The organism is Terriglobus roseus (assembly GCF_900105625.1).
In the GTDB taxonomy this organism is placed as follows: Bacteria; Acidobacteriota; Terriglobia; order Terriglobales; family Acidobacteriaceae; genus Terriglobus; species Terriglobus roseus_B.
Genome location: NZ_FNSD01000001.1, coordinates 2,779,459 through 2,806,006, shown reverse-complemented (window position 1 = coordinate 2,806,006; position 26,548 = coordinate 2,779,459). Strand labels below are relative to the sequence as shown.

19 protein-coding genes and 1 tRNA gene are annotated in these 26,548 nt (G+C 59.6%); 7 read left to right on the top strand and 13 right to left on the bottom strand.

Going from position 1 to position 26,548, the window contains the following annotated elements:
• Positions 1-1,350 precede the first annotated feature (1,350 nt).
• Positions 1,351-1,641 (top strand): hypothetical protein, encoded by a 291-nt coding sequence (locus BLW03_RS20445; RefSeq protein ID WP_139285179.1) that lies wholly within the window; start codon positions 1,351-1,353, stop codon positions 1,639-1,641.
• 893 nt (positions 1,642-2,534) lie between these two features.
• Here the strand turns inward: BLW03_RS20445 and BLW03_RS21340 are convergent.
• Entirely contained in the window at positions 2,535-2,738 is a 204-nt protein-coding gene (locus BLW03_RS21340) for a helix-turn-helix transcriptional regulator (protein WP_083350484.1), read from the bottom strand.
• Positions 2,739-3,701: 963 nt separating this feature from the next.
• Between BLW03_RS21340 and BLW03_RS11535 the strand changes: the two genes are divergently transcribed.
• Positions 3,702-3,884: a helix-turn-helix domain-containing protein gene (locus BLW03_RS11535; RefSeq protein ID WP_074655958.1), complete on the top strand. Its 183-nt coding sequence runs from the start codon at positions 3,702-3,704 to the stop codon at positions 3,882-3,884.
• Positions 3,885-4,397: 513 nt separating this feature from the next.
• Here BLW03_RS11535 and BLW03_RS11525 read toward each other — a convergent pair.
• Both BLW03_RS11525 and BLW03_RS11520 read right to left on the bottom strand, forming a co-directional pair.
• The gene (locus tag BLW03_RS11525; RefSeq protein ID WP_074654191.1) at positions 4,398-7,148 is read right to left on the bottom strand and encodes a hypothetical protein; all 2,751 of its coding nucleotides are present in this window, start codon (positions 7,146-7,148) and stop codon (positions 4,398-4,400) included.
• Between the two features lie 80 nt (positions 7,149-7,228).
• Complete coding sequence (locus BLW03_RS11520; protein WP_139285178.1) at positions 7,229-7,570, bottom strand: hypothetical protein; 342 nt, start codon at positions 7,568-7,570, stop codon at positions 7,229-7,231.
• Positions 7,571-7,965: 395 nt separating this feature from the next.
• Here BLW03_RS11520 and BLW03_RS11515 point away from each other — a divergent pair, with 395 nt between their 5' ends.
• From BLW03_RS11515 to BLW03_RS11505, 3 genes are all read left to right on the top strand, one after another.
• Positions 7,966-8,517: a hypothetical protein gene (locus tag BLW03_RS11515; protein ID WP_074654187.1), complete on the top strand. Its 552-nt coding sequence runs from the start codon at positions 7,966-7,968 to the stop codon at positions 8,515-8,517.
• Positions 8,518-8,539: 22 nt separating this feature from the next.
• Entirely contained in the window at positions 8,540-9,535 is a 996-nt protein-coding gene (locus BLW03_RS11510; protein ID WP_074654185.1) for a hypothetical protein, read from the top strand.
• A 370-nt stretch (positions 9,536-9,905) separates the two neighbouring features.
• Positions 9,906-10,892 carry a hypothetical protein gene (locus BLW03_RS11505; RefSeq protein ID WP_139285177.1) on the top strand — a complete coding sequence of 329 codons (987 nt, stop codon included), beginning with the start codon at positions 9,906-9,908 and terminating at the stop codon, positions 10,890-10,892.
• Here BLW03_RS11505 and BLW03_RS11500 read toward each other — a convergent pair.
• Positions 10,889-13,468, bottom strand: coding sequence for a serine/threonine-protein kinase (locus BLW03_RS11500; RefSeq protein WP_074654181.1), 2,580 nt, complete (start codon positions 13,466-13,468; stop codon positions 10,889-10,891). The two genes, BLW03_RS11505 and BLW03_RS11500, sit on opposite strands and share 4 nt — an antisense overlap.
• On the bottom strand, positions 13,428-14,036 hold the full coding sequence (locus BLW03_RS11495) for an ECF-type sigma factor (RefSeq protein ID WP_074654179.1): 609 nt from the start codon (positions 14,034-14,036) through the stop codon (positions 13,428-13,430). The genes BLW03_RS11500 and BLW03_RS11495 overlap by 41 nt, the downstream gene beginning before the upstream one ends.
• Before the next feature lie 140 nt (positions 14,037-14,176).
• On the opposite strand from BLW03_RS11495, the gene BLW03_RS11490 reads away from it, so the two are divergent.
• Positions 14,177-14,704: a hypothetical protein gene (locus BLW03_RS11490; RefSeq protein WP_074654178.1), complete on the top strand. Its 528-nt coding sequence runs from the start codon at positions 14,177-14,179 to the stop codon at positions 14,702-14,704.
• 7 nt (positions 14,705-14,711) lie between these two features.
• Here BLW03_RS11490 and BLW03_RS11485 read toward each other — a convergent pair whose 3' ends face one another.
• From BLW03_RS11485 to BLW03_RS11465, 5 genes are all read right to left on the bottom strand, one after another.
• Positions 14,712-15,917 carry a tyrosine-type recombinase/integrase gene (locus BLW03_RS11485; RefSeq protein WP_074654176.1) on the bottom strand — a complete coding sequence of 402 codons (1,206 nt, stop codon included), beginning with the start codon at positions 15,915-15,917 and terminating at the stop codon, positions 14,712-14,714.
• A 184-nt stretch (positions 15,918-16,101) separates the two neighbouring features.
• A tRNA-Ser gene (locus tag BLW03_RS11480) sits at positions 16,102-16,194 on the bottom strand.
• Between the two features lie 87 nt (positions 16,195-16,281).
• Positions 16,282-16,614, bottom strand: coding sequence for an ArsR/SmtB family transcription factor (locus BLW03_RS11475; RefSeq protein ID WP_074654174.1), 333 nt, complete (start codon positions 16,612-16,614; stop codon positions 16,282-16,284).
• A gap of 64 nt (positions 16,615-16,678) precedes the next feature.
• Positions 16,679-17,134 carry an SRPBCC family protein gene (locus BLW03_RS11470; RefSeq protein WP_074654172.1) on the bottom strand — a complete coding sequence of 152 codons (456 nt, stop codon included), beginning with the start codon at positions 17,132-17,134 and terminating at the stop codon, positions 16,679-16,681.
• Between the two features lie 64 nt (positions 17,135-17,198).
• A complete protein-coding gene (locus BLW03_RS11465) occupies positions 17,199-19,205 on the bottom strand; it encodes an O-linked N-acetylglucosamine transferase, SPINDLY family protein (RefSeq protein ID WP_074654171.1) in 2,007 nt (668 codons plus the stop codon).
• A 177-nt stretch (positions 19,206-19,382) separates the two neighbouring features.
• On the opposite strand from BLW03_RS11465, the gene BLW03_RS11460 reads away from it, so the two are divergent.
• Positions 19,383-20,336 (top strand): SDR family oxidoreductase, encoded by a 954-nt coding sequence (locus BLW03_RS11460; RefSeq protein WP_074654169.1) that lies wholly within the window; start codon positions 19,383-19,385, stop codon positions 20,334-20,336.
• A gap of 57 nt (positions 20,337-20,393) precedes the next feature.
• On the opposite strand, the gene BLW03_RS11455 is transcribed toward BLW03_RS11460, so the two are convergent.
• The 3 genes from BLW03_RS11455 to BLW03_RS11445 all read right to left on the bottom strand — a co-directional run bounded on the left by BLW03_RS11455 (position 20,394) and on the right by BLW03_RS11445 (position 26,394).
• Complete coding sequence (locus BLW03_RS11455) at positions 20,394-20,825, bottom strand: OsmC family protein (protein WP_074654168.1); 432 nt, start codon at positions 20,823-20,825, stop codon at positions 20,394-20,396.
• Between the two features lie 139 nt (positions 20,826-20,964).
• Entirely contained in the window at positions 20,965-22,128 is a 1,164-nt protein-coding gene (locus BLW03_RS11450) for an A/G-specific adenine glycosylase (RefSeq protein ID WP_074654166.1), read from the bottom strand.
• Between the two features lie 228 nt (positions 22,129-22,356).
• Entirely contained in the window at positions 22,357-26,394 is a 4,038-nt protein-coding gene (locus BLW03_RS11445) for a choice-of-anchor D domain-containing protein (RefSeq protein WP_139285176.1), read from the bottom strand.
• Between the last annotated feature and the right edge of the window lie 154 nt (positions 26,395-26,548).

Genomic DNA, 26,548 nt, shown 5'->3' with positions numbered 1-26,548 from the left:
TGCCTGCTTCATGGATGTCAATATGTGTAAGCGGAACGCTTGTGTGTTTCCATGCCGCGCCAGTCGCTTAACGGATAGAGGCCTTAGCACGGTGTAGTCCTCATAGCGACTGACATTGAACCATCAGATGGCTGCTTTACATCATGGTTCGACTTGCACTCGCATTCGGCTGGGTCACGCGAAGTGCTTCAAGATTGCGTAGATGAGCGCGATCGCAAGTGCATTCGTAAGCTTGATCTTCAGCACGCTTCTCTTACCTTGATTTCGGACCGTCCCAAAGTGGGTGTCATCCATTCTTCAGCGTTGCGCTTGACTGGTGAAGGGCTGGTCTGCGACCGTGTTTGCTTAGGGATCTTCCCGCCCTCCGCCGATACGACCTAGGTCGAACGGATAGTGCGTCTGGCCTGAACCGGAACCGCTGGAGGCGGTGGATAGCCCGCTCGAGTGGCCATCGGATTGGACTCGATTTGCTCCCGCCTGCTTTATGATTGCCGCATCGGGAGACACCATGGCATCACCGGGTCAAGCGGCGGCACTAAACGCAACCGCAGATTGGTGCAAGTGGGTAGCAACTGTGCAGAGCGGAGCGATCGCTGTCATCGGGGGCATCGCGGCAAAAGGTGATCACCTAAATCGGACCTTTCGTCAGTGTTCTGGGGCAGCACTCATTTTCTTCGCGCTGTCGGTCATCACCGCGGGTTTCATACTGTCAAGCATCCCAAATGCGCATGAGCATATCGGCAAGGGTCAGCACGTCGAGCTCCGCGAAACATACCTTTGGCGAGCAAACCTTGGAAGCTTCGCTGCCTATACAGCGTGTCTTGGTATTTTTGCGTGTTTAGGTATTGCATCGTTTTGCGGCGGAGTCATTTGCCAGCTCTTCACAAGGTGACGGTTTGCGTGTGTCTTGGAGCTAGCGGCAAAGGACCCCAAGTCGTTGCCGACGTTCCGGTCGTTACGTCGCTTGCCAGGTGACTCTCCAGACTGCAAGTTCGGCGGTCGCGAGAGTGACAAGTCCAGTTTCTGGATCTCCGCACGTATCGAGTTTGTCCTGCTGCCTTCGGCATTGACATTTGTAGTCGTTTTTCACTACAGTTCGCTCATGGGCGACGACAATACTACTCCGCATCCACACTCGTTCCGTCTAAGCGACGAAGACCAGGAAATGCTCGCTTATCTGCGAGAGCGGTTAGGCATGAAGTCGTCACCCGTTTTGCGCCTAGCACTCCGCCGGCTCTATCAGGCAGAAAAGAAGCAGGACAAGTAGCAGCGGGCAAACAGTAACGCCCCCACACAGTGTTACCAGCACTGAGCGAGGGCTAACCCAAGAAGTCTTCAAAGGAGACTCCAGTGGCTAAGACCATCGTATCCCCACCCCGCAAAATCACGCTCCCACAAAAGCCGTACGATCCGCCGGCAACCAGTAAATGGGATCTGCCCAAGTATCTTGATGAAACCGACGCTAGCCTTGAAATGAGCTTTGCCTACACCGGCTCTGACATCAACACAGATCTTGCGATCGCCGCAGACTGTGAAAGCAATCACGATTTCACTTTCGAGTGGGGCGACGATCCTATCGCTACTGACATGCTGACCTCGCCGATGGTTGCGCAGCTATACGCGTTCACCGCGTTTCGGTAGCTCGGCAGATTGGCGATCCAGAGTCGCGGTCTTTCGGCGTGATTGACGTCGGACTCACTACGGCCAAGGATGCATTTGTTCCAGTACTCCCGAGGGGCTTGGGGCTGCTCCGCCAGGAGCGTTGAGAGTTGTCTCGCTTCGCCGGCTCCCCATGGCGCCTCGACCTGATTTCGGTTCCGGTAGTAGCGCGAGATGAGATCCCTAACGTGTCCAAACAGAGGATGAACTTCTTTTCGCTCGCGCTTGCCGCGAGGAAGCTTTTCCTCTGTCTCTGTCTCTGCCTCTGCCTCTGATGTAGTTACAACATCGTTAGCTGTAACGCTTTCTGCGTTACATACTGCCTCTGCTGCGTTACCGCTACCCGAGTTTGCGACCGCATTTCTGCGCACTCGGTAGGCTCTCACTCTCGCGCGCGTCTTCTCTCGCTTGTTGGCCGCCGTGGATATCTCGCGGTACTTGTGTGCATTCAAAATCAGCCATCCTCCCGCCGTCCGCTCGATCCTGCGGCCTTCGTGATCGGTGTCCGATGAATACCTATCGGGTGCTTCCAGGATCGCAAGGGCAGCCTCTGCCTCGTCAACCGATACGCGGGCCCTATGTGCCACCACCAAGGGTGAGGCCAACTCACACATCCCGTCTTGATCCATCGCGGCCAAGAACGTGATCCAAACCAAGCGTGTCGCATTCGATTCGAACCAGACGGATGAGTCGAGGATCTTACTGAAGATTTTGTTGTACATGCATCCCGCACCCCGTAAACGGGCTGCGGTGCAGCCTCTGTACTGCAAGGCGCTGTACCGAGTTGTTCCTCGGAAGGAAATCAGTTCCGGGTGTCGTTAAGGACAGCCAGGGGGCATGAGGCGGGCGCGGAGGTTGGGCGATGGTGCGCATCGCTACGCACCTCGCTTCGCTCTTTCAAGCTTCGCAACCCATGCATCGATGTCGGATTGGCGCCAGGCGACGGCGTTGCCTCCAAGGCTCACTGGCCGCGGAAACGTTTGCGCCTGAATGCGGTCGTAGATTGCACTCCGGCCAAGAGGCACAATCGCTTGCACAGCTTTGAGACGCAAAAGACGATCGGGGGCAGTCGTTGTCACTGGAACTCCTATGCAGAACAGGGTTCTCTATGCACCGACTTACAGCCCCCATTGATGCAGGACATGCAGTGCACGCAGTCGAGGCCGAAGCCCGCTAACCGTCCAACACTGTCGGCGGCCCTTCTTCCGCATTTCAGCCGGTTGGACCGCTGGAGGCGAACGGCAGTTTATCTGCCCGGGGCACTGAGAACCCGTCCCAAAGGAGCGGGGTAAACACAACGCACGAGAATCATGCGCCACTCGATTGTTACTCACGCACGTTCATGGAATCAATCGGAAACCATCGGACTTTATCGGCATACGCTCAGCCGCCTGTTGAAAACAGGTCCCAAACGGTCTCTTCGGCGCTGGAGTTCACGCTGCTATCGCATCCGTCCTTGAAAGTCAGTAATGAACTGCCCGCGGTAGCGGCGGCCGCACCTACATGTCAGCACATAGGGAAACACCGTGCCGATCTTCAGTTCATTCGCAAATGCCACCTCTGACGTGTTTGTGCATTGGCATGTCCAGGTCGCGCAGTGCGGCGACACGCGGCGAAGATCCACCGGTCCAAGCACGCTGGAACGCGATGGCCCGGTCTGCTTCGGGGAACGCTCTAGTTCGGATAGCCGGCCAAGAGCAACGTCCGTGATGATGTCGGAAATGTCCTGCAGTCCACGCCCCGGCTGACGCGGTGACTTGTCGCAGGTCGTTAAGAGAGCGTGAAGCGTCTGTTCGAGTACAGACGCGGGTACGCGGTGACCGCGCGAACGCGGCCGAGTCGACGCAGATTGTGCCATGGGTTCCTTCGTGGAGAGACTAAGCAGGAATTGCGATGGCCAGAGGGAGGCTGTCGCGGGAGGGATTGGGGAATGCCGCATATTGCGGTTGGTGCTGGACAGAGTCCGGCGCTACGGTGGTAGCGTGACCATGGAGAGCCCTATGCCAAACAGCGAAGAACGAGTGCCGCTAGTATCAGAACGAATGCGGTCTCGCCTTGCCGGCGAGGTACTGACACCAAAGGAAGTGGCTTCTGAACTGAAGCTCAACGAACGTACGGTGGTGAGACACCTGACAGAAGGAAAGCTACCAGGCGTGAAGGTGGGAAGCGTGTGGCGCATACCCCGGGCCAGACTGGAACTCTTCCTGTGGACTGGCGAGGTCTAGGACTAGCGACAGCCGGTCGTGGTTGGCTGCTCTTCCCTGTTCTTTAGCCACGCTTCAGCGGCGCTCTGAGAGATCAGCTTTCGCCTACCAACCGACGTCTCCGCTGGCCCAGCTCCACTGCGCTTGAGCTTGTAATAGAAGGACTCAGAGATCCCAACTCGTTCACAGAGCTTGGAAATAGACAACATCTCAGACGGCATCACTAGCACCTCCACACTATGTGGTTTCGTGGGTCCCTTGAGGTGTCAAGGGATGTTGACGGGTCGGTCGTGATGCAACGGCATACGGTACCAAGCTTCGCCCGAGTGCTGGAGCATTGGCCGAGCATCGCGTTTCAACAGGTCGCGACACATCTCGACGACACCGCGACATGCCATGGACGGCCCGAGGGGTAAGGGGGTCATTTAGTTCAGCCATTCAGTTTTGCGGACCGCCTGTTGGGCCGCCATTCGCGACCGCGAAATGGAATTTTTTACTTTCTAATTCGACGTTTAGTGATCAGCCCACAGGGGCCTAAAGGCTGCCTGCCTTCGAGGATGGCAGGCGCGCACGGCGGTCTGTTGCAGCAGCGAGTGTTGCTGCCACGATGTGCGGCGCAGCATCAGTGATGCCCCGCTGTACTGCTGCTTGCACCGCTGCAGGATCGTGCGCTCCGCGAGCGTCGACAGTAAAGGCCATATGGTTTGTCGGACCTCCTCCGGCGCCGATTCGATCATTTGGCGTAATGTAGCCGGTGGCACCCGGCGAGAAGTACTCGGGCCCATTTTCCCCGACGAGATAGGTTTTCCCGAGCGAGACATTTCCGCCGATTGCTTTGCCGCCGCCGAATAAGCCACCGACCAAAGTGCCGATGACGGACCCAAGCAGCTTGGCCCCAAAGCTGCTTTGACTCGACGTCCCATCACTGCTGTCATCACTTCCGAAGCCTAGTTCCTTCGCTAAATCGCCACTGAACACGTTCCCCGGGTTCGTGCTCATTCCAGCCATCGGCGAGTCGAACTGCACCCAGAACTTGTTGTCTTTTGTACCGTCTGGCTTGGTACCACCACCCAGACCGAACGCGCTAAGTACTCCTGCTTCCGCACGCTTCAAGCCTGTCTCGGCAATCTGCCCACCCACGTTCCGCAGTGTTCCGCCCACAGCGTTGCCGAGGTCACGTCCGGCGTGATGAACACCGCGACGCCCGACATTCTGAAAGTAGGTCTCCAGGTCGGCATTCAACCCGTCCATAACGCCGCTGTAGATCGAGGAGACCTGCTTTGCTGTGTCCAGCGAGTTCTGAACCCATTCGGCGTTTGCCTGCTTCAAGGCTCCGCTCCAAGTCTGACCAGCGACAGCAGCTTGGTCCTGCATAACCTCCGCCGATCGACGCGTCTCCAGGTCAACAACCTTCGACCGAACGGCATTACGCTGTTCGTCTGCATTAGGCCCGTTCTGAATGGCCTCGTATTGGTCCGCGAGGCGCTTCACTGCCGCTTCGTACTGCATCGTGTGCAGTGTCTGCGTCATCACCGCCGCATCTGCTTTGGAGATGTAATGGGCCTGCAACTGCCACTGCACCGTAGAGAGCGCAATAGATCGCGCGGCGTCTTCGGATTGCTCCTGGAGGAGACGACCAGATGCTGCGGCCGCCGCCTGCCCCTTCGCATACTCGTCATTGACACGGACGATAGGTCCGTTTGTCAGAGCTGCGCGCTGCTGCTTGTCCAGGTCGATCTGCCATTTCAGACTCTCTTCAGCCCGCTTCTTTTGCTCGTCCGCATCTTTCTTTGAGGCATCCAGCTCTTTCCCTTGAGCGTAGAGGTAGTTCGCGGAGCCGCGCTTGACCGTGTTCTCCTTGTCGATCCAGAGTTGTTTCTCCTGCGCTGCAGTCAGTTTGCCGTTCTGCTCAGCAGACTTGAGGTCTTCATCCCACTGCTTACGCTGCTCCTCCTCTGCCTTCTTTTGTGCTTCAAGAGCCCTGCGCGCTCCCTCTCGTGCGAGCGTGTCCCGCTCTTTGGCTCCCTTCCCCGCATTGTCCTTCTCGGTCAGCGAAGAGACCGCAGTCTGGCCGTTGTACTTATTGAGCCAGTCCTTATATTTCCCTGTCGCTACATCGATATTGGCAATCTTGGCGGAGTTGTCGACAACGCTACCGGCCGCCCCACCGCCGATGGTGGCGTCGTAGGCGTCCTTTTCACTTTGGGCTTGCTCAGCTGCGAGGCGCTTCGACTCCGTCTTGTACGTGGAAATTGTGGCCTGCAGAGCGTCGCGGATTGCTTTGTCGCGCCTCTCGCCTGCCTTCTTGATATCCTCCAGCGATTTCGCATTGGCAGAATCAGAATTAAACGTGGAGTTTGCAGCATCAATCTGCGCCTCGACCTTCTTGTGGTCTTCGAGGATTTGATCGCTTTGCCCCTTAGTGCCGGCGACTCCACTCAGCAATGATGCGAACCCACTGACTTGATGTTCCTTGAGCAGCGACTCAAGCTCTTTGCGATCTGCAAACAAGGACTGCTGCAGCTTGTCAGCATAGACTCGCGCCTCATCGAGCGCCGTCTTCAGGCCGTTACCGGGATGACCGTTGAGCTTGTCGATGTTGTCTTGGAGCTTATCCGCCTCAACCGCCAACTCATCAACCGTCACCTGGGCGGAAGCGTGCTGCTCGGCATAGGCGCCACGGATGGCTTCGGATGCTTTGATGGCCGTTGTGTACTCCTTACGCAGCGCCTCTTCACCGCGCAGTACCTCCGCAGTCAGCGCAGCGGCGCCAGCGACGGGAAAGGCGATCTCAGCGAACTGCGAGAACCCGGGGATCATCGACGCGAAGGACTCACCCGCGCGCAGGCCTCCGCCGCGGAGAATTGCAGATGCCTGCTGCTGACGGCTGGGCGTGTAGTGCTGTTCGCGAGGTCCGGACGGTAGGCGACGCTCCACCTCGGCCCGCTGGCGCTTCAGGGCCTCTGTGACTGTATCGGTGGCACGGCGCTTCGCTTCCTCAGCGCCGACAACGTCCTTGCTGCCGGCCACGTGCTCGGCGTCGACCTGCTTACGTGCCTGACGGATTGCCAGGATCTCGCGGTAGTACGCCTGTTCAATCTTCCGTAGATCCTCCGAGCTTGCGCCGGCAGCCTTCGCCGCCACCTGTGCCTCGCGAAACGCTGTTTTGGCATTCTGCTCAACCTTCTTGAGCTCCGCGCCAAGTGCGCGCACTTCGCCGGCTGACTTCTGGACGGGCTGGGAGAACTGAGCGGTATCTGCCGAAAACACGATTTTTTGAGCCATGTTTGCCTCTTTTCAACGAGAAAAGGCCGCTTATGCGGCCCTGTATGGGTTGGGAACTGTCTGAAATCACAGCAAATCGGTTAGGGCGCGGTCGCGCTTTCGCGCCCACCGCGCGGATCGTGTGCGGCGATTTTCAATCGCGTCGCAGCTGCCCTTGAGCGAGTTATTTCGGCTGTGCTGTTCGCACGACTGGTCAAGCCCACGTTCGCCAGAATGTCTGCGTGACTGATCGAGGTGTTCGAGGCTTCGTACATGGAGCGCAGCGGCTCGACGCGCGGCTTGAGGCGGGCGACGATCTGCCCTTTTTTACCCTTGCTGAAGACGTGGATTTCGTCCCGTCGCTCCATGTCTGCCAATTCGCTGGGGCCGATAAACCGGCTGAGAGACTTGTCAGGATTTTGGAGTTGGATCATACGGGGCATAGATTTTCCTTCTTCAGGGAAAGAAGACGCAGGTGTCCCAAAGCGTTGTTGCTTAGATCACCCATATCGCTGGGGCACCACCGGAAGAACGCCCGACGTAATCGGGATGGAATTGCCCGGTGAAGACAGGTACAACACTACGCTATACCGAACTACCTCTGGCTTCACAGCACTATTTGCAATGTCTCCAAAACGGTTACATGCCGGCAAGAAGACAGCTCGTACTGAAAGGATAGGCACGGTCGCGTTTTCTGTCGCGACGAGATTTGCACGTTCGGAGCACCAGAAAGTGCGAGACAGATTTGCGGTTTACGCGCAAGCATTACGCAAATCTATACAAGCGCTGTTCACTCGCGCCTGCGGGCCTCTGAGAGGGCCGCTCCTTGGAGAGCGTGATGCGAAAAACAACCGCAAGTTACCTCTGCTTCATGCTGCTGTTGATGCAGATGACCATTCCCGCCAAAGCGCGTTCGCAGTTCGTGCGGAACGGCGCAGTGAGCTGGATGTTGTGCAAAGGCGCCCCAATGCTGGGCATTAGCCCATGGGACAAACTCGCAGAGTTTGAATCGAAACGGCTGAAATTACCGCCAGCAATGGTAGCGCAGCAGCGCAGGCAATTTCAGATTGGCTTGGCCATGGCGCTGTGCAACGGCGGCAAGATGGTGCAAGGCACTCTCTTCGGAAAGATGACGCAGAAGGATCGAGACGCAAGACAGAAGGATATGGACGAGGCGGTGGCAAGCTCGCAGCCCGTTACGAAGAACATTGCACTACCGGATAATCCCGGCATGACAGAGACGCTCACCGCGAGCGAACCGGTAATGGAGGGCAGCAACGAGTGCAAGATCGTCAAGGACTACGTCTCAGAAGGCGCCAGCAGTGATGATGCTCTAGTGAAATTTTGCCGCAAGCCGCCGGAGGGCCGCTATGAACTGGCCACCGCGTAATTGCCGGCGGTACCCCGTGGCAATGGCGGTTCTTCTAATCACCCTGCTCCCAAGCAGCGTGCTGGCGCTTCGCTTCGACACCCATGTGGCACCGTCGGGCGCTCGCGTTCTCGTCGTCCGCGACTGCGGCGGCATGACCGACCAAAATCCAACGTTCAAGGCTGAGGACAAAAGCAAAGCTTGCAACGCAAGCGAGTCAAGCTTCACTGCGCGTGGGAAGCAAGAAGACGGTACTTTCTACGAGGGCGACGAGGTGCTGCTCGATCGGTTGCTCGCCCAAGCCGAACGCGCGAATAAGCCATATCAAGAGGTTTGGTTATTCTCAGGCGGTGGTGATGTTGACGCCGGCGTCGGCATAGCTCGTAGTCTGAGAAATCATCGCGCAACGGTGCGAGTGCCCGCTAACTATCGTTGCGTAAGCTCATGCACGCTGGCGTTCATGGGCGGTCTATTTCGCTACGTGGACGACGGCGGCAAATACGAAGTCCACTCTGCATCGAGCTGGCTGCAGCCTGAGGGCTCGGATCGGCATCGTTTGTTGCAGGCTGTCGCGAAGGATCCGGAAGAGGGTCTGCCGGCGCTCGCGGAAAACATCCGCATCAGTGCCCGATACCAAGCGATTCGCTTCTTCTATCTCTTCGAAAACACCCTGTTGCTTATGACGAAGCATGAGCAATTCAAAGAAGACGACGCAGTGTTTCGGAGTTGGGCCGAGGGCAATCTCCCTCCCCTGGCATACGCGCAAAAGGGTAGCCGTGAGTTGCAAACCGACATCGCGCGTGTCAAGAGCGAGGGTGTCGGCGGCCTGCAGGACATTCTTATGCGTCTGGAACGAGAGCAGACGCTGGAAGCAATTCCAGCGATCCGAGCTACGCTCCCTAGCGACCTCCCTTACAGAGAGGCAGCCTTCCAGATGATCCGCAGCATGTATCAGACATCCATCAAGGAAACATCGCTGATGAACCGCGTAACGATGCTGAAGCAGGGTTACATAACCGCGGATTTCGACAAACCCTAGGAGCAAGAGCATGTTCCAATGCAAATGTTTTGTGGCCGTAGCGTGCTTGATGCCCCTCCTATTCGCATTGCGCCTCCCTGGCCAATCACGCGACACATTGGAAACTCGCGTGACAGCCGTTGGTGAGTCGCTCACATTGTTATGGGACGACAAGCACCCTTGGGATACGGAACTTCTGGGTCGTGGCGCGACCTTGATGGCAGAGTACTCGACGAAGGACCGCGGTGTGGTGGCTGAGCGTCTAGGCACCAGTCGTGCCACCGGCGCGCAAAGCCGAGTCATCACGTTCACACTTCCGCAACGATTGACGCAGCAACCTACCGGACCTGTGTGTCTGTCCATTGTGACAGCGACTCAACATCTGCTCCCGGTGCGCCGCCTGAGCGGGCATTTGCAAGATCCGGTCCGGTTCCGTGATCTCGCGTGGGAAGAGGCCGCGGTGCAGCAAACCCGATCGGCCCGGAACGACACTACTTTGCACGTTTTGCAGGATTCGCTGCGCGCAAAGCAAGGCGCCTACGATGATCAGCGGCAGACCGCGCAGAAGCGTGGGTGGACGTCTGCTGACGCGTGTGGCACCGCTCATGCTACATCCTTCGCGATTAAGCAGAAGCCGCCGGACGTCATGCCCTCGTCGGAGCATGAGGGCGTCGCGCGTCGCGTGTGCGTGAGCCGCGTTGTACGCGTTGCTGAAGCGGTCGACAGGCTGCTGAGCGACCCCTCTCAACTTGATGCAGATACATTCAAGGAAATTGCTCTTGAGGTGCAAAAGCCTGCGCTGCTCGAGGCGTTGCTCGATATTTTGCAAAGGAAGCGCCCGCATGACACCTCTCTGCAGGAACGGCGTGCACAGTTGCATGCTTTCAACTCGGACTGGAAGCGATGGGCCGCTACAGCGGACGGCTACACCGATCCCCCTATCGGAACTGCTCGCGACCAACTACATGTGCAGTCAATAACGCAACTTTCAGCAGAGCGGGTCTTTGCCTTCCTGCTACATCTGCCGAACGCACCGCAGCCAGATGCGGAGGACATAGCATCCTTCATCGGGGGGTCCCTCGAGTCCTATTCGCGCTGCGTAGTCGACGGCCAGACCCAGCTCCGTACCAAGCTTGAAAGCTGGAACGAGATGCAGCGTACCGCACCTGAACGAGATGCAAGAGCGCAGCAGCAGGTGCAGCAAATGTGCCGCGCGGAAATAGCGGACGAGGAAGAACGCTCGAAGGAGATTGCTGCGCTCCGGATTCGCGTGAGTGAAGAGTCTGCACGCATTGAGGCGGAGCGAATAGCTATCACTATTCCCCGCACGATGCAGGTGCTGAATAACGCAAGTTGTCGCCTAACCGACGCGCCCTAGTGATGCTGTGTGGTAGTGGCAAGCTCCTTGAGTAGCTCCGGCTTATGTTCGGCAGCAGCGATCAAAGCCATGTCCTTGCGCGCGCCCGCAAGATAGCTGGGTTCATTCGTTTCGTGGGTCATAAAGAATCGCAGGCCCGCCCTTGTTTCCCCTTCAGCTTCGGCATACTTGCCCTCGCGCAGCAGGATGCGTCCGAGCTTGACATGGATGACTCCGAGCTTCCCATTGTCAGGAGTGAGCTTTTGCTCATAGATTGCTAGAGCCCGGCGTGCCATGTCTTCTGCGACAGGGTAGTTTTTTCGATCCATGAAGACGCCGGCTAGATTTGCATAGGCCAAACCGATGAACTGATGATTTTCCCCGTAGAGTTCCGTCCAAATGCCAAGAGCGTCACGAAAGTCTTTTTCAGCCTCGTCGTCCATGTCGCGGTTGTAGGCCATCGTGCCTAGGTCGTTTAAGGTGGAAGCCACTTGAGCATGCTTGTGACCGAAAGTGGCTTCCTGAATTGCAAGAGCATGCAGTAGCGAGGCGCGCGCTTGCGGCTCCCGTCCCGTGTGAGAGTAGACCTTTGCGAGCGCTGCAAGGTCCTCGGCCACCACCGGATTGGCGGAACCGTACCAGCGTTGATCGAGCGCCAGGCTAGCGTTGAAATCCTTCTCCGCCTCTGCATAATGCCCCTGTTCACTGGCAAGTATGCCCAGGCTGTTGGTTACGTGTGCGACTGCAGGATGACCGTCACCTGCAGTGCGGCGATAGATCGCCAAAGCTTTCCTGTTCAGCTCACCCGAACGAGGGAAGTCACCTAAGTAAAAGCGCACATCGGCAAGTTCCGACAGGCCGTCGGCAAGCTGCTGAGTTTCTCCTTTTTCCTGCGCGATCATCCGTCCCAGCACGCTCTCGCTCTGAACATAGTCGCCACGCAAGGCCAGCACACTGCCTAGGGCTAGAAGGGCCCGGCCGGCCTCCGTGCCGCGTATTCCTTGCTTGTTCTGCACTGCTATCGCTTGCCGTACGAAGGATTCGGCCTCGTCCATGCGTCGCTGATCTCGTCGCAGCATTCCCATGTCGATGAGGCTCTCGGCAAACTGCGAGCGATCACTTCCACTGTTGGCTCGTCGTTCATCAAGTGCACGGCGCAACAGAACATCAGCTCGGCCCAGGTCTCCAAGCCTTTGGTAGGCATTGCCCAACGTGCTGAACATGCTTGCCTGCAGCTGCGGATCGTCATGAAGGCCATCGGCCTCTACCTCACCGCGCCTCAGAAGCATCGGAATAGTAAGCTCGGCCGAAGGACCTTCCGTGCGATTCCCACCGTCGAATAGGCTCTCGGTGAAGTGGCGAAGACGGGCCATGCGCGCTATCTGCTGCAAGGCAAGATCTCTTGAACGCGTGACGCGCACCCCGGCAACCACGGCCATAGTCATCAACAACAGCAAAGCGATGCTAAGCACGGCGAACTCGATCCGGTTTCGGCGGATGAACTTTACTGCGCTGTGAAGAAACGTATGCGGACGCGCCTGCAGAACTCGTCCTTCCCGGAAAGCGATCAAGTCTTGGAGGAGAGCGTCGGCGGAAGCATATCGGCTCTCGGCGTCTGATTCCAAAGCTTTTTCGCATATGGCGTCCATGTCGTTCCACTCGGCGCGGGTGAGTGGGAGGCGCGCTTTAACAATTTCCGCGCGTGCGACACGTGAAGGTTTGCGGGCATTGCCCTCGCCATCTAACTCCGGAAGAGTGCCGGTGAGCAGTTCATGCAGCAGAACGCCAACTGCGTACACGTCTGTGAAGAGTCCGATGCCACCGCCACGTATTTGCTCTGGCGCCGCATAGCCGAGAGAAAGTGGGCGGAGACCATCTATAGATCGTCCTGCGACTTCACTGTCGGCAAGATCTTTCACTATCCCGAAGTCTAGGAGGCGAACCTCTCCTGCCTCATTTACAAGGATGTTGGAAGGTTTAAGGTCACGATGCACAAGCGCGTGACGATGAGCATAGGCCACAGCGTCTACGACCTGCACCATGACATCGACCAGAGCCGGCAGCGAGGCTTTGTGTGTTTCTGCCCAAAGAGTGAGCGGCACGCCGTCAACGTACTCCATGACAAACCAGGGCGTGTCGCCCTGCAGAGTTCCAGCGTCATAGATACGGGCGATGTTGGGGTGGTGCAACCGCGCGAGGCTCTGTTGCTCTAGCTGGAAGCGCTCGCGCCGCATTGGCGACATCCAGGCGTCCCGTAGCAGCTTTATGGCTACATAGCCGCCTATATCCAAACGCTCCGCGAGGTAGACCACGCCCATGCCTCCTTCGCCCAACAGGCGCAGGAGGCGATAAGGTCCTATTTGCGTGGCGATCAAGTCACCCACATGATCGTGACTTAGCGCCGCTGCAGCTAGCTCTGAAAGCGAGGCGTCGAGCAAGGAATGCTGCGAGTCGGCGTCGAGCAATTCCGCTACGATGGCGGCTAGCTTAGGGTCACGGTCTCGCATCGCCACGATCGCGGCCTTTTGCTGACCTGCAGGCAGTACGCAGATGGCCTCAAAGGCCCGCTGAACCTCGTTCCAGCTCGTTATTTGCATGAGTGGCTCCGCCTTCCTGCTGGTTGGATTTGCGCTGCAGTGTCCCGCGGATCTCGGTAACGAGCCAAGCGCGGGCTATACGCCAGTCTCGCTGGATAGTTTCCTCGGCAAAGCCGAATAACTCAGCGCATTCTGCGCAGGTCAGTCCGCCGAAATACCGCGCCTCGACTACTTGGGCCAACCGAGGCTCCTGCTTATTCAATAGGTCCAGGGCATCGTCCAAAGCGATGATTTCGCGGTCTTCCATTGGCTTGCCCATTTCAAGACACAAATCGATGTCGACGCGGACTAGGCCACCGCCATGAATGCGAGCCTTGCGGCGGCGTGCGGCGTCCACCAGGATCTGACGCATCGCGCGTGCAGCGATGTTGCGGAAGTGGAGTGGTGACGTCGTAGCAAGCCGCGGCGAGGCTGAGAGTTTAATCCACGCTTCATGTACCAGTGTCGTTGGCGATAGCTCTACTGGCGTGTACTCACGTCGCAGCACGCTGCGTGCTAGTCGCTTCAGTTCTTCGTAGATCAGGCTGAAGAGGTCGTTCAAATGCTGCTGTTTCGATAGAGAGTCCATGACTGCACCTTCTCCTAAGGATGGGCACCGATAGCTCTGACGGTTCTCACCGACTTATTTCGCAAAGAACAGATGAGCGTGGAATGTCCGCATACTAGCACCGCTGGACGAGACATCGCCTTCGCTCCTCTGGAGGATATATGCGTATTTTTGGAGCGATTCTCGTCATCGGCTTGTGTTTTACATCAGGATGCGGGCCCACTGCTGACGAAGTGGTGGCAGCACAGCAGCGCTTGGAGCAGAGTCGAGTCGAAGCTCAGCGCCTGCAGTACAAAGCGGCCGTCGAACGCGTCCTTCAGCTGGACGATCGGACTAGTGCGATCAGGGACTTGCCGCAGCGCGTAAGCGCGATGAAAAACATCGACACCTCAGAGTGTCCGCCTGAGTTTCGCTCCGCCTACTTGGACCACACCGACGCCTGGCTGGAGCTTGCGCGCGCTAGGCAAGCCCGTTCTGAGTTGGCAAGTGATGGATCCATCGAGAGCACCCTTATAAGGTCTCTGTTCGCATCGGCAAACGGCTCAAGCGAAACACCCGTGGAGGACCTTCTTCGTTCCGATGCAGGCTTGGCCCAAATGGAATCGAATGCATCGCAGCGCATCAGTTCCACGTTTGCCGTCGTGCAGAAGATTGCATTCCAGTACGGAGCCGCTTTGCCCAAACACTGATGGCTATCTACGAGTTCGGCTGTGGTGTTTTGCCACGCTGCTGCGCTTCGAGATAGTCGCTCCACCACTGCATCATTTTGACGCGAGGCGCGATATAAAGAGCGTGGTTATAGGCCGCGCTGACTGCATTCCGCGGCGCATGCGCGAGCTGCAGCTCGATGTGTTCGTGTGGGAATGCCTGCTCGTGTAAGACCGTCGAAGCCAGCCCTCGGAACCCGTGGCCGGTCATGATGCCGCGGTAACCCATCCGCGCAAGAGCTACGAGGACCGTGTTGTTCGACATCGGCTTCTCCTTCAGCCTGTCGCCTGGGAGAAGGAGCTTAGCGTCACCGGTGAGCTGCCGAAGCAGCTCTAAAATCTCGATCGACTGCGTCGAGAGCGGGATGATGTGTTGCGTTCGCATCTTCATCCGCTCTGCTGGGATAGTCCAACGCTTCTCTTCAAAATCGATCTCGCTCCAGAGTCCACCAATGAGTTCGCCTGTGCGCACGAAGGTATGCGCAAGGAGCTTGATTGCAAGCCGAGTCACTGGGGTCCCCTGGTAGATCTCAATGCTGCGCAAGAGTGCGGGTAGCTGCTTTGCATCGACCCGGGCATAGTTTGTCTTCTTAGCGGATTTCAGGACGTCGGCAGGCTTGAAATCTGCTGCAGGATTCCGGCTTGCGAATCCGTGAGCGATCGCATAGCGGAAGACCTGCCCGGTCGTTTCCAGTGCACGTTTGGCGATGTCGTTCGCGCCGCGCTCCTCGATCGTTTTGACCATAGCGACCAGTGTTGGCGCTTCGATCTCGCGGATCGAACGCGCCCCAAAAGCAGGAAATACATCGGCCTTTAGCCGCCGGAGAACAGCATCCGCATGTCGCTCGCTTTTTCCAACCGCCCAGTGTTCATGCCACTGCTCTGCGATCTTTTTGAAGGAGTCTCGGTTGATACCCTCTGCGGCTGCGCGTGTCGCTTTCCGCTCAGCCATCGGGTCATGACCCTCTTTCAAGAGCTTCCTTGCTGCACTATGCTTCACGCGTACCGCGGCAAGCGTCACCTCAGGATATGTCCCGAAGGTCATCAGCTTCTCCTTGCCCTGGAAGCGGTATTTCCAACGCCAAAGCCGTCCCTTTGCAGGGGTTAGAAGGAGAAAAAGACCACCGCCATCGGGTAGACGAACGTTCTTCTCCCCAAACTTTGCTTTCTTGATACGCGTATCAGTCAGCTTCAAAGCATCCCCAAAACGGGATGTACCCCCGTTTCAAAATCCGCTTACCCCAGATGTACCCCCTTCTGGGGGTGGATTCCCCAGAGCAGGAGCGGACACATCTGGACTAAATATTTGCACACAAGGGGGGATCTATGCATGTAAAAAGCGCGGAACAGGACCTTTGCGGATTAATACGGAAAAGAAGTGGCGGAGAGTGGGGGATTCGAACCCCCGATAGAGCTTTTGGCCCTATAACGGTTTAGCAAACCGCCGCCTTCAGCCACTCGGCCAACTCTCCGCGGCGCCCGTGCTCACGCGCTGGTGAGCGCGGAACGTCGAAGCAGGCTTGATTATAGCTTGAGATTGGCCCTTCCTTGCATCCGGGCTATTCCGGCCGCTCGGCGAGGGCTTTCAGGCGGAGCAGGGCTGCGTCCCACTGGGCGGAGATGCTCTCCAAGTACCGCCGTGCCTTGTCCAGCGGTTGCGGCAGCAGCGTCACGTCGCTGGCACGGCCCGCCCTGCGGCAACGCACCAGACCTGCGCTTTCCAGCACGCGCAGATGCTTCGTGACCGCCTGCCGGGTCATGTCCGTTCCCTCCGTCAGGGACTGGATGGACGATGGCCTGCCGGAACTGAGCCGCGTCAGCAGGCCGAGTCGCGTCTCGTCCCCAAGCGCAGCGAAGAGCGCAGCCGGCCGGTGGTCGGCGGGCACCTTCACCCGTGCATTGGAGGTCCTGCGCGCTGCAGAGGACTTCGAGGAAGGACTGCTCGCGCTGTTGGGCCTAGAGGTTGGCTTCGACATATTTCCTGATGTTACCCATCTGCTGCGCCCATCCATTGCTGTTCATGCGGAAGGCCAGTTCGCGCCGCCACTCCGGAACCTTGTCGAAGCCGCACTCGGTCACGCGCAGGTGCGTGCCGGTAGCCGTTGGGGTCAGGTGGAACTCGCACAGCGTGGGCGTCTCGCCGGAGTAGTCGACCGCCGGATCGATCGCATAAGGCAGCCACGAGAACGAGAACAGCTGCTCGGGCTCCATCTGCACAATGCGGATCGACATCTGGACATGCTCGTAGCCGGGATGCGTGATCTGGCCGATGACGAGCTCACCGGCCACGAACGGCCCCGCCATATTGACCAGGAACCATGCGCCAAATTCACGATGATCCACCAGCGCCCGCCACACCCGCGAGACCGGCGCCGCAATGTCGATCTCTTTTTCAATGCAGTTATCTGTCATGCAACCCTCCGGTTGCATATTCTGCCAGACACGCCGGCGCTTACGCAACCATTTCGTTGCATGTTTATCGGAGATGGTCGGGAGGCAGACCATGGCACCAGCGCCGCCACGCCGCCCGCAGCCGGGACACAAGCGTGTCTGTGACGAACTCATGCTGCTGCAGTGCGCTCGACGCAAACTGACCGGGTAGTTCCCTGCGTAGCGACGCCAGCGCGGGTAAGTCATGGGTGAATGCAATCGCCTTTCGTACGTAATCCTCTGCATCTGCGGCGATGAGGTCAGGGATGCCAACGTGTGCGTTGATGGATGCGCCCAGCATGCTGCCCGGCAGTGTGCCGCGCTGCGTCAACGTGGGCACGCCCATGCACAGCGCGTGGCTGATGGTGGTGGCTCCGTTGTAGGGAAAGGTATCGAGACAGAGATCAGCCTGGTGATGCAGTCGCAGCTGTTCCTCCACCGTGCGAGCATGCGTGAAGACCAGGCGATCTGCACCGATGCCCTGCTCTGCGAACCACGCTCTGACGCGCTCCGGCTCCGTGCCGCCGGGCAGTGCGGCCAGCATCATGCGCGATGTGGGTGCGCCGTGCAGGATGCGGGACCACCACACGACCGTGGAACGGTTCAGCTTGTTGATGCGCGCCAGGCAGCAGAAGGTGAAGACACCGCTCGCCAGCACGGGCAACACGTTCGGCGCGATGGCCGGTTCGTGCGGCTGAAAGGTCGTGGTCGCGGGCAGGTACAGAATCTTCTCGCGAAATTGCGCCCGCATGCTCGACGGCGTCAGGTGTTCATCACCAGCGAAGTAGTCCATCGCTTCAAGGCCCGTGGTCCCGACGTAGCCCATCCAACTGACCTGCACCGGCGCAGGTCTCCGTGCAAAGGTCAGCAGACGGTTGTCACCGCTATGACCCGACAGATCGATCAGGACATCGATACGGTCGGCCATGATGAGCCGTGCAAGCTCGTCATCCGGCATCAGGGCAGTGTCGTGCCAATGACACATCAGCGCTCGGTACTGCACGGTGTAGGCATCATTCTTCATACCGCTGCTGTACGCATACAGATCCAGGTCCGCATGGCGCGCGAGTTGCCGCAAGGCGGGCAACAGGTAACGGGCAATGGGATGATCGGACAGATCGCCCGATACAAAACCGACGCGCAGCGTCCGTTCGGGCTCGCGCGTATTCGTGTGCTGCGGCCAGTGGACTTTCAGCGGCGCTTCGAAGCGTGCCGCGAAGGCCATGTGCTCCGCCAGCAACGCCGTGGGCTGGCAGGTATCGCGCAGTGCCATCACAAACAGCAGATTGCTATGCGCTTTTGCGAGATTCGCATCCAGCGAAAGCGCGTGGCGCAGCAGCGTCTCCGCTTCCTCGACCAGGCCGTGGCCCGCCACAAGTTCCGCAAGGTTGACGTACGGATGTGGAAAGCATTCGTCACGTGTGATGGACTCGCGATAGAACGCCTCTGCCTGGGCGAAGCGATGGAGCTTGTTCAGCAACTGGCCATAGTTATTCAGCAGGCGAGCATCTGCCGACATCGTGAGCATGGCGCATTGGTAGTGCATCTCAGCCTGCCGCAGATGGCCATGCGCGTTCAGGATGTTGCCGAGATTCGTGTGGGTTAGGCCATGCGCTGGATCCACGCGAAGCACGTGGCGCAGCCAGCGCTCTGCCTCGTGCAGATTGCCTGTCTCAATCATCGTGACGCCCAGATTGTAGAAGGGCTCGATGGACGAGCCATGCAGTGCGATGGCGCGCCGGTAGTGGACAGCCGCCTCGTCTCGCTGCCCCGCCGCTTTCAACGTGTTGCCGAAGTTGTTGTGGAACTGCCAGTCCTCCTGCAGGGTGACCGGCGCATTGCGATAGAGCGTGATCGCCTCCGCAAGAGCACCACGCGCCGCGACGCTGGCAGCGAGCACCTTCGCCGCGAAGGGCAACTGCGGGTCGATCGAGAGGAGCTCACGTGCCAGCGCCTCTGACTGCGCATGCGCTCCACGGTGAAAGAGCTCTTCCAACATTGCGAGGTCGGCGGTGGATGTCACCTGCAGTTCCAAGCTCGAGGGTGCACGCATGAGGCTCGCTCCGGCGCATCGCCGCTCAAGCGGGCGAGACGCACACGCGCATGGAGCACGACCGCGGCCATAACCTGGACCGGGTTCTTGGATTGTTCTCACGAGGGCAACGATGTACCCGCACCGCCGATAAAGCGGTTAGCGCCATGGGCGGGCAGCCCTGCGATACTGGTCGATGTGAAAACTGTTCTGGTAACGGGTGCGGCGGGCTTCATTGGATCGCACCTGGTCGATGCATTGCTGGCGCGCGGCGAACGCGTGCGTGGATTGGATAACTTCGCGACAGGCCGTGCGAGCAACCTCGCGCATGTGCGCGAGCAGATCGAGTTCTTCGAGGCTTCCCTGCTTGATCGCGATGCGCTGGCACGTGCGTGCGAGGGTGTGGAGGTGATCTTCCACCAGGCCGCGCTGCCTTCGGTGCCGCGCAGCGTCATGGATCCACGCACATCGCACGTCGCGAATCTCGAGGGTACGTTTGAGCTGCTGGAAGCGGCGCGTGCGGCGGGTGTGAAGCGCGTGGTCTTCGCCGCATCGAGTTCCGCTTATGGCAATCAGCCGGGCTTCCCGCGCGTGGAGACCATGGTGCCCATGCCTATCGCGCCATACCCCGTACAAAAGATGGCGGGTGAACTCTACATGAAGAGCTACTGGCAGGTTTATGGCATGGAGACGGTCTGCCTGCGCTACTTCAACATCTTCGGACCGCGGCAGGTGCCGGACTCACCCTACTCCGGTGTGATGGCGCGCTTCATCCTGCAACTGCAAAAGGGTGAGCGGCCCGTGATCTTCGGGGACGGCGAACAGGGACGCGACTTCACTTACATCGCAAACGCGGTCCATGCGAATCTGCTGGCCAGCGATGCGCCTGCGGCGAACGTTGCAGGCCGTGTCTTCAACGTCGCCACCGGCGTGCGGCACACGCTGAACGAGACCTACGATGTCATCGCGTCTCTCTTGAAGACGGAGATCAAGCCAGAATACGGACCAGAGCGCGCGGGCGATGTGAAGAACTCTGAGGCCAGCATTGAAGCGGCTCGCGAGGCCTTCGGTTACGCGCCCACCGTCGGCTTTGAAGAGGGACTGCAGCGCACCGTGGACTGGTATCAGGCAGACTTCACGAAGGCCGTGTAGCGGGAGCACCCACGTCTCAGTTCCGAGACGTGGGTGCTCCCTTCACCCATGTGCGATCTACACCAGCGAAGCGACCAGATCGATCTTTGCCGCGGCCAGCAGGCGCGAGATGGGGCAGTTTGCCTTTGCGCCCGCCGCGATCTCCTGGAATGCCTTGTCATCGATGCCGGGCACCTTCGCCTCGGTCTTCAGATGGATCTTCGTCACGGTCGGTGCGCCGTCCACAAACTCAAGAACGACAGTGGCGGTGGTCGCGACCTGGTCACCCTTGTGACCGGCCTTCTCAAGCTCTGCTGACAGTGCCATGGAGAAGCAGCCGGCGTGCGCCGCTGCGATCAGCTCTTCCGGGTTGGTGCCCGTGCCGTTTTCAAAGCGCGACACAAAGCTGTAGCTCTGCTCCTTCATCACACCGCTGCCGGTGGTGATGGTGCCCTTGCCATCTTTCAAGCCGCCGTTCCAGACTGCACTGCTGCTGCGTTCCGTTGCCATTTCGTGTTCTCCTGTCGGTTCGTGGAAGCTCTTGAAAACGGAGCCGGCCCCTGGCCGTCACTCCGCGAAATTCGATCCGCAAAGATCGTACCCCTATGGGATGTCCGTGGCGTGAAGGGGTTGCGACATCCGGAGAACATCAGGCGTCGTCGCCGACAAGAACCTTGCCCCCGCGGCCGATCAGCAGCGGTACATCCTGGCTGCCCACACCTGCGGACGACTTCATAAGCCGCAGCCGCTGCAACACCTTACGCGTCAGGCCCGTGATGGGCTGGTTCGGCAGGTCGTTCGTCAGCACCCAGTCCATGCTGTCCTTGCGCTGGGCCATCTTCGTGGTTGCACGACGCTGCGGAATGCCGATCACTTCCACGTAATAGTTCGTGCCCACGATGGCGTGCCGCACGCGCAGCACCGGCTCATCCGTCAGCACAAAGGAGCCTGGGGCCTCCTCGGTGGTTTGCAGCTCCGGCAATTCCAGCATGCCAGCCATAAGCGATGCCTTTGCCGGCCTTCGCTGCAGCAGCACCTGGACGGCGACGCCTCCGGCGGCCTTGCGTGTGGTCAGGGCGTAGCGCACGCGTTTGGACCGCATGGCAGCGCGTGGCGCGGTGACATGTTCCCCGCGTGTGATGCACTCGTCATAGACCGGGCATCGATCGCACAGCGGTCCGCGTGGCAGGCAAACGGTCGCACCCAGCTCCATCATGGCCTGGTTGTGATCGCCCGCATTCGTCTGCGGCACGAGAGCCTGTGCCGTGATGTTGATGAAGGCAGCAGCGGCCGCACCCGGTGTTTCCGGCCGGCCGGTTACGCGCAGCAGAACGCGCTCCACGTTGCCATCGACCACGGCCACCGGCTCACCAAACGCAATACTCGCAATCGCCGCAGAGGTATAGGCGCCGATGCCCGGCAGCCTTCGCAGCTCCACCGCATTGGATGGCAGCGTACCGCCGTGTTCCTCCACCACCAGCTTCGCCGTACGGTGCAGCATGCGCGCACGCCGGTAGTAGCCCAGGCCGCTCCACAGTGCCAGCACCTCTTCTTCCGGTGCAAGCGCCAGCGCCACCACGGTTGGAAAGCGCTCCAGGAAGCGCGCGTAATGATCGATCACGGCATTCACGCGGGTCTGCTGCAGCATGATCTCTGAGATCCATGTGCGGTACGGATCGCGGACGCCACGCCACGGCAACACACGCGCATGCACGCGATACCACGCACGCAGATTCTGCGTGAAGGTCTGGCATTGCTGGCGGGTGAGTCCCGGCTTTGGCGCTCTGGTGGTCGGGCTTGGCAAGCAATTCATTGTAGGATGCAGACGCCCTACGAATCGCCTTAGTTCCCGACACTGAGGATCATCGCGGCGCAGAATGATGCCTCTTCACAACATTCCCTTGCTGGGGCCGGGAGTCCAGGAACACCACAACGGTCGAGGACACTATGTCGCAAGCCCCATGGCCGGATGCGCTTGATGTGAAATGCAAAGAGGCCACGCTTTCGCGCGGCCTCTTCTGTTGCGTGATGAAACGTTGGCTTACTGAACGGTCACGTTCACCAGTTCCGTATGCGACACCGAACCGGAGGTTGCCGTGACGGTGTACACATAGATTCCGGCGGGTGTGCCGTTAGCGTTTGCGCTCGTCGTCAGGTGCGTGCTGGAGCAGCCGCCCAGGCCCAGTGTCAGGGCGAACAGCAGAGCCAGCAAGCCACCCAGCCGAACGTTGCGTCCGGCGCGGCGAACGGCGAACAGGCCGCCTGCCACCAGCACCGTCAACATTGCCAGCATCCCTCGTCCCATGCCCGAAGCCGGCAGTACGCCGAGCCCCGAAGCCGTTGTGCGAGCCGTAGTGGCAATGGTGACGGTTGCTGTTGCTGTCCCAGCCGCAGCCAGTGTGACCGGCGACGTTACCGTGCATGTTGCGCCCGTAACCGCACCGCTCGTCGGAGCCGCGCAGGCCAGCGTGATGCTGCCCGAGAAGCCGTTCAGAGATGTGAACTTCAGCGTGGCCGTCGAGCTGAGGCCAGCCGGCACCGTGATGTTGGTGGTGGTTCCGGCCGTGGTGCTGTCCCCCAGGCTGAAGTCCGCTGCCGTGCCCGTGCCCGTAAGCGCAACCGGCAGAAGCGTGCCCGAGGTCGTTACCGTCAGCGTTCCCGCGCGTGCACCGGTCGCCGTGGGTTTGAACGTCACGCTGATGGAGCAGGTTGCGCCGACCGCCAGGCTGGCGGGGCAGTTGTTGGTTGCGGCGAAGTCACCGGTTGCAACTGCACTCGTGAATGTAAGAGGCGTTGTACCCGTGTTCGTTAAGGTGAGTGCCTGTGCGGCACTCTGGACACCGACCACCGTGGCGGGGAAAGCAGCCGGCGCGGACAGCGTCGCCACCGGTCCAATGCCCGTGCCGGTCAGTGCAACCGGCGCGACCGCAGCAGACGTTGTGACCGTCAGCGCGCCCGTGCGTGCGCCCGTCACCGTGGGCTTGAAGACCACGTTGATGGCGCAGGTTGCAGCCACCGCAATGCTGGCCGGGCAATTATTGCTGGCAGCGAAATCGCCGCTTGCAACAGCGCTGGTGAAGGTGACGGCCGTCTCGCCCGTGTTGGTCAGCGTGAACACCTGACCAGCCGAAGTGTTACCCACCAGGACGGAGGGGAAGACCGCGGTGCCGGTCAGCGTTGCCGAGGTAACTGGCGTCGGAAGGGCGAGGTAAGCCAGCAGCGGGTCGTGATCCGACGAGGCTGCTGGCGTCGTTGCATCGTTGTACAGAGCGACCGGGAAATCCGCGTTGATGTGGCCAACGGCCAGCGTCGTGGAACCCGCAATATCCGCGGTGACGATGGCATGGTCCAGCACCTGCGCGCTGCCCCACTCGGTATAGCTCTGCTGCTGTGCTGCCGGCAGCTTCGTGATGATGTCGACCGCTGCAGGATTCACAATGGCCTTGCCCGGCATGACCGCGGTGCCAGCCGGTGATACGTTGCCGGTGATGGTTCCGAGCGTGTCCGTATAACCATCCGAGAACTGGAAGGCGTTCATGTCGCCGACGGCAATGACATGCTCACCCGCAGTCTGGTAGCCCTGGATCAGGTTGGCAAGCATCTCTGCCTGCAGCTCCTTCTTGCTCTGCACGGTTGCAGTGTTGACGGCATTCAGCGAACGCAGGTGATTGGAGATGACAGTGATGGGATAGGGCGTTGCGCCCGTACCGCGGTTGATAGTGGCATGGAGTACCTGCGACGGCCGGTCATTCAGAGCAGAAGTACCCGCTGCAACCAGCGTGGTGGTCCCCACCTGCTCCCACTTGGTGACATTGGTCGTGCTGGGCTTGACCAGGAAGCCAATGGAGATGCCGCCTACGTCATTGGTAAACGTCGTGGTCGAGTCGGTGCCGTATGCAACGTAACCGGGCTTGGGACCGGTCGTGGTGTCCGCGTCGATCTGGGTAGCCATGTCCTTCAGTACCTGGATGTTTTCCGCCTCTTCGACCGAGATGATGTCCGGATTGTTGAGGACAGTGCGAACCGCCAGCGAGAACTTCTTCAGACGGCGTGCGTAAGCATCCGACGTGACATCCACTGCGGAGGTACCGCCGGTGTTGCCCGTTACCGGGTTGAAGTACACGTCATTCGCCGCGTTGGTATCGAAAAAGCGTTCGACGTTGTACGCAGCCACGGTGAACTGGTTTGCAGAGGGCAACGGCAAGGCCGCAACCGTCAGCGGACTGGCGGTAACCGTGGGACGGTTTGCCGTGGTGAGGATGATCCGCGCAGGGTCGCCATACGGATAGTCCGTGGAGTACGTATAGTCGACCACGCCCACAGGATTGGTAAGGACGGCGCCGGCCACAACATCAATGGCAGCTCCACCACCCAGAGAGCTTTCGATCACCAGTCGCTCGGGGTTGTCGTCATACAGGGTCAGGTTTGCCGGGCGAACGTCGCCCGCAACCGTCGCAGGATTGCTCGCAGCGGGGCAGCTGGCAAAGGTGGGGCAGGTAGCCGTGGGGAAGTCACGGAAGTCCATGCCGGGTTCGCGGAAGGGGCGCGGCGTGCCGGTCGCAACCGCGTAGAACTGGCCGCTGGAGACGGTGGTCTCCGTGGCCTCCGTCAGCGTGGCATCGGTACCGCCCGTTGCCGTCAACGACGGGAACGAGACAAGCATGCTCTCGTACTTGCGCAGCTGATTGATGTCACCCGCAGCGGTGGGAAAGCCTGCCGGCAGAACGATTGCCGCCGGAACCGCCTGGCCGGTGCTGTTCACTGTGAGCGTCGCCGTCGTGACTTCGAGCGAAGGCGTGTGGCTGACCGTGGGAAGCGGGTACTGGGTCAACGTTCCAGTGACGGTCACATTGTTTCCTACGACCGCGCCTACCGGGTTCTTGCCGGAGCCGCTATAGACGTAAATGCCTTCGTCTCCGGTGGAACCGGGCGTCGCCGAGGCCGTCTGCATGTAGTAACCGGCGTTCGTCACAACCGTGATCACTCCCGAGAAAGTGATCTGCGTGCCAATGTAGGTGGAACGGTTCGCCTGGATGGTGGCGATGGGCGTCGTGGCACCCGCCACGGCCACGCGCAGGGAGATGTTCTGCGTCGCAGTCGCACTGGTGTTATCCGTCACCGTGACCGGAAGGGTGTACGTATTGGCCGCAAGGCTGCCTGTGCTGGACAGCGTGTAGGTGTACGTGTTGGCAGTGGTGCCCGCAACCAGTACCTGGGTGGCGCTGCCACCGACAGAGGTGAGGTCGACCGTTGCCGTAACTGCAGTCGTCGCGCTACCCGGAGTCACCGTGACACTGAGTACGGTGCTGTCACCCGGAGCAATGCTGGCGGGCGTCGCAGTGCTGCTTGCAATCGCAAGCGTGGCAGCCGGCGTGGTGCCGTAACTGCTGTTGCGCGGATTCGGCGTGCCCACGGTGAAGTCGGTGGCGGTATCGCCGGTGTCATCATTGGATGCGTCGCGAATGGCGGACTTGGTGGAAGACAGATCCGCCGTCCTGCTGACAGCGCTCGTCAACGATTCCGTGCAGTTCGCCGTGCTGCCGTATCCAACGAAGTCCACGATGGCTGCCGTGTTCGTGGTGGGGCAGCCCGTGCCGGACAGGCCGGTCACCGTGCCGCCGGTACCGCTCAGCAACGTGGTGTTGCTGACCAGGGCAACCTTGCCAGCACCCGCAGCCAGCGCCGGAACGCAGGAGGTGGCGTTGTCCGTATTGGGTGCCGTGAAGTCCGCCGTCGGCGGCAGAATGCCGTTGGACGTGCCGGTATTTCCGATGCAGAGCTGTGCCAGGAAGTACTTGCCCGGCTGAATGCTGCCGCTCAACTGAACCTTCGACCAGGCAGTGGCGCTGGTCGACGTCGCCGAAGCATATTGAATCGTGTAGCTGCTCAGGTCGACTGCCGCTGCGGTCGGGTTATAGAGCTCGACGAAATCATAGCGATAGGTTGCGCTGGCATTGCCGCCGCCGCCGTATACCTGCGACATCACGACATGGCTCTGGGCGAACGCGGTCGGCGCAAGCGCAAGCAGGGACAGGAACAGCGGCGTCATCAGACGCTTCGTTGCAGATAGGATTTTCAAGCAGAGGCCTCGTGCAAAAGTGCGAAGTTTGACGCTGGCGTTGAACCGCAGCGGAGCAGCAGGGGAAGCGCGGTGGAGTGTTCTTTTTAGCTGTCAGCGAAGATGAAGGCAAGCTGAAAACATAGTCAGATTGCGCCACATGCCGACAATTCAT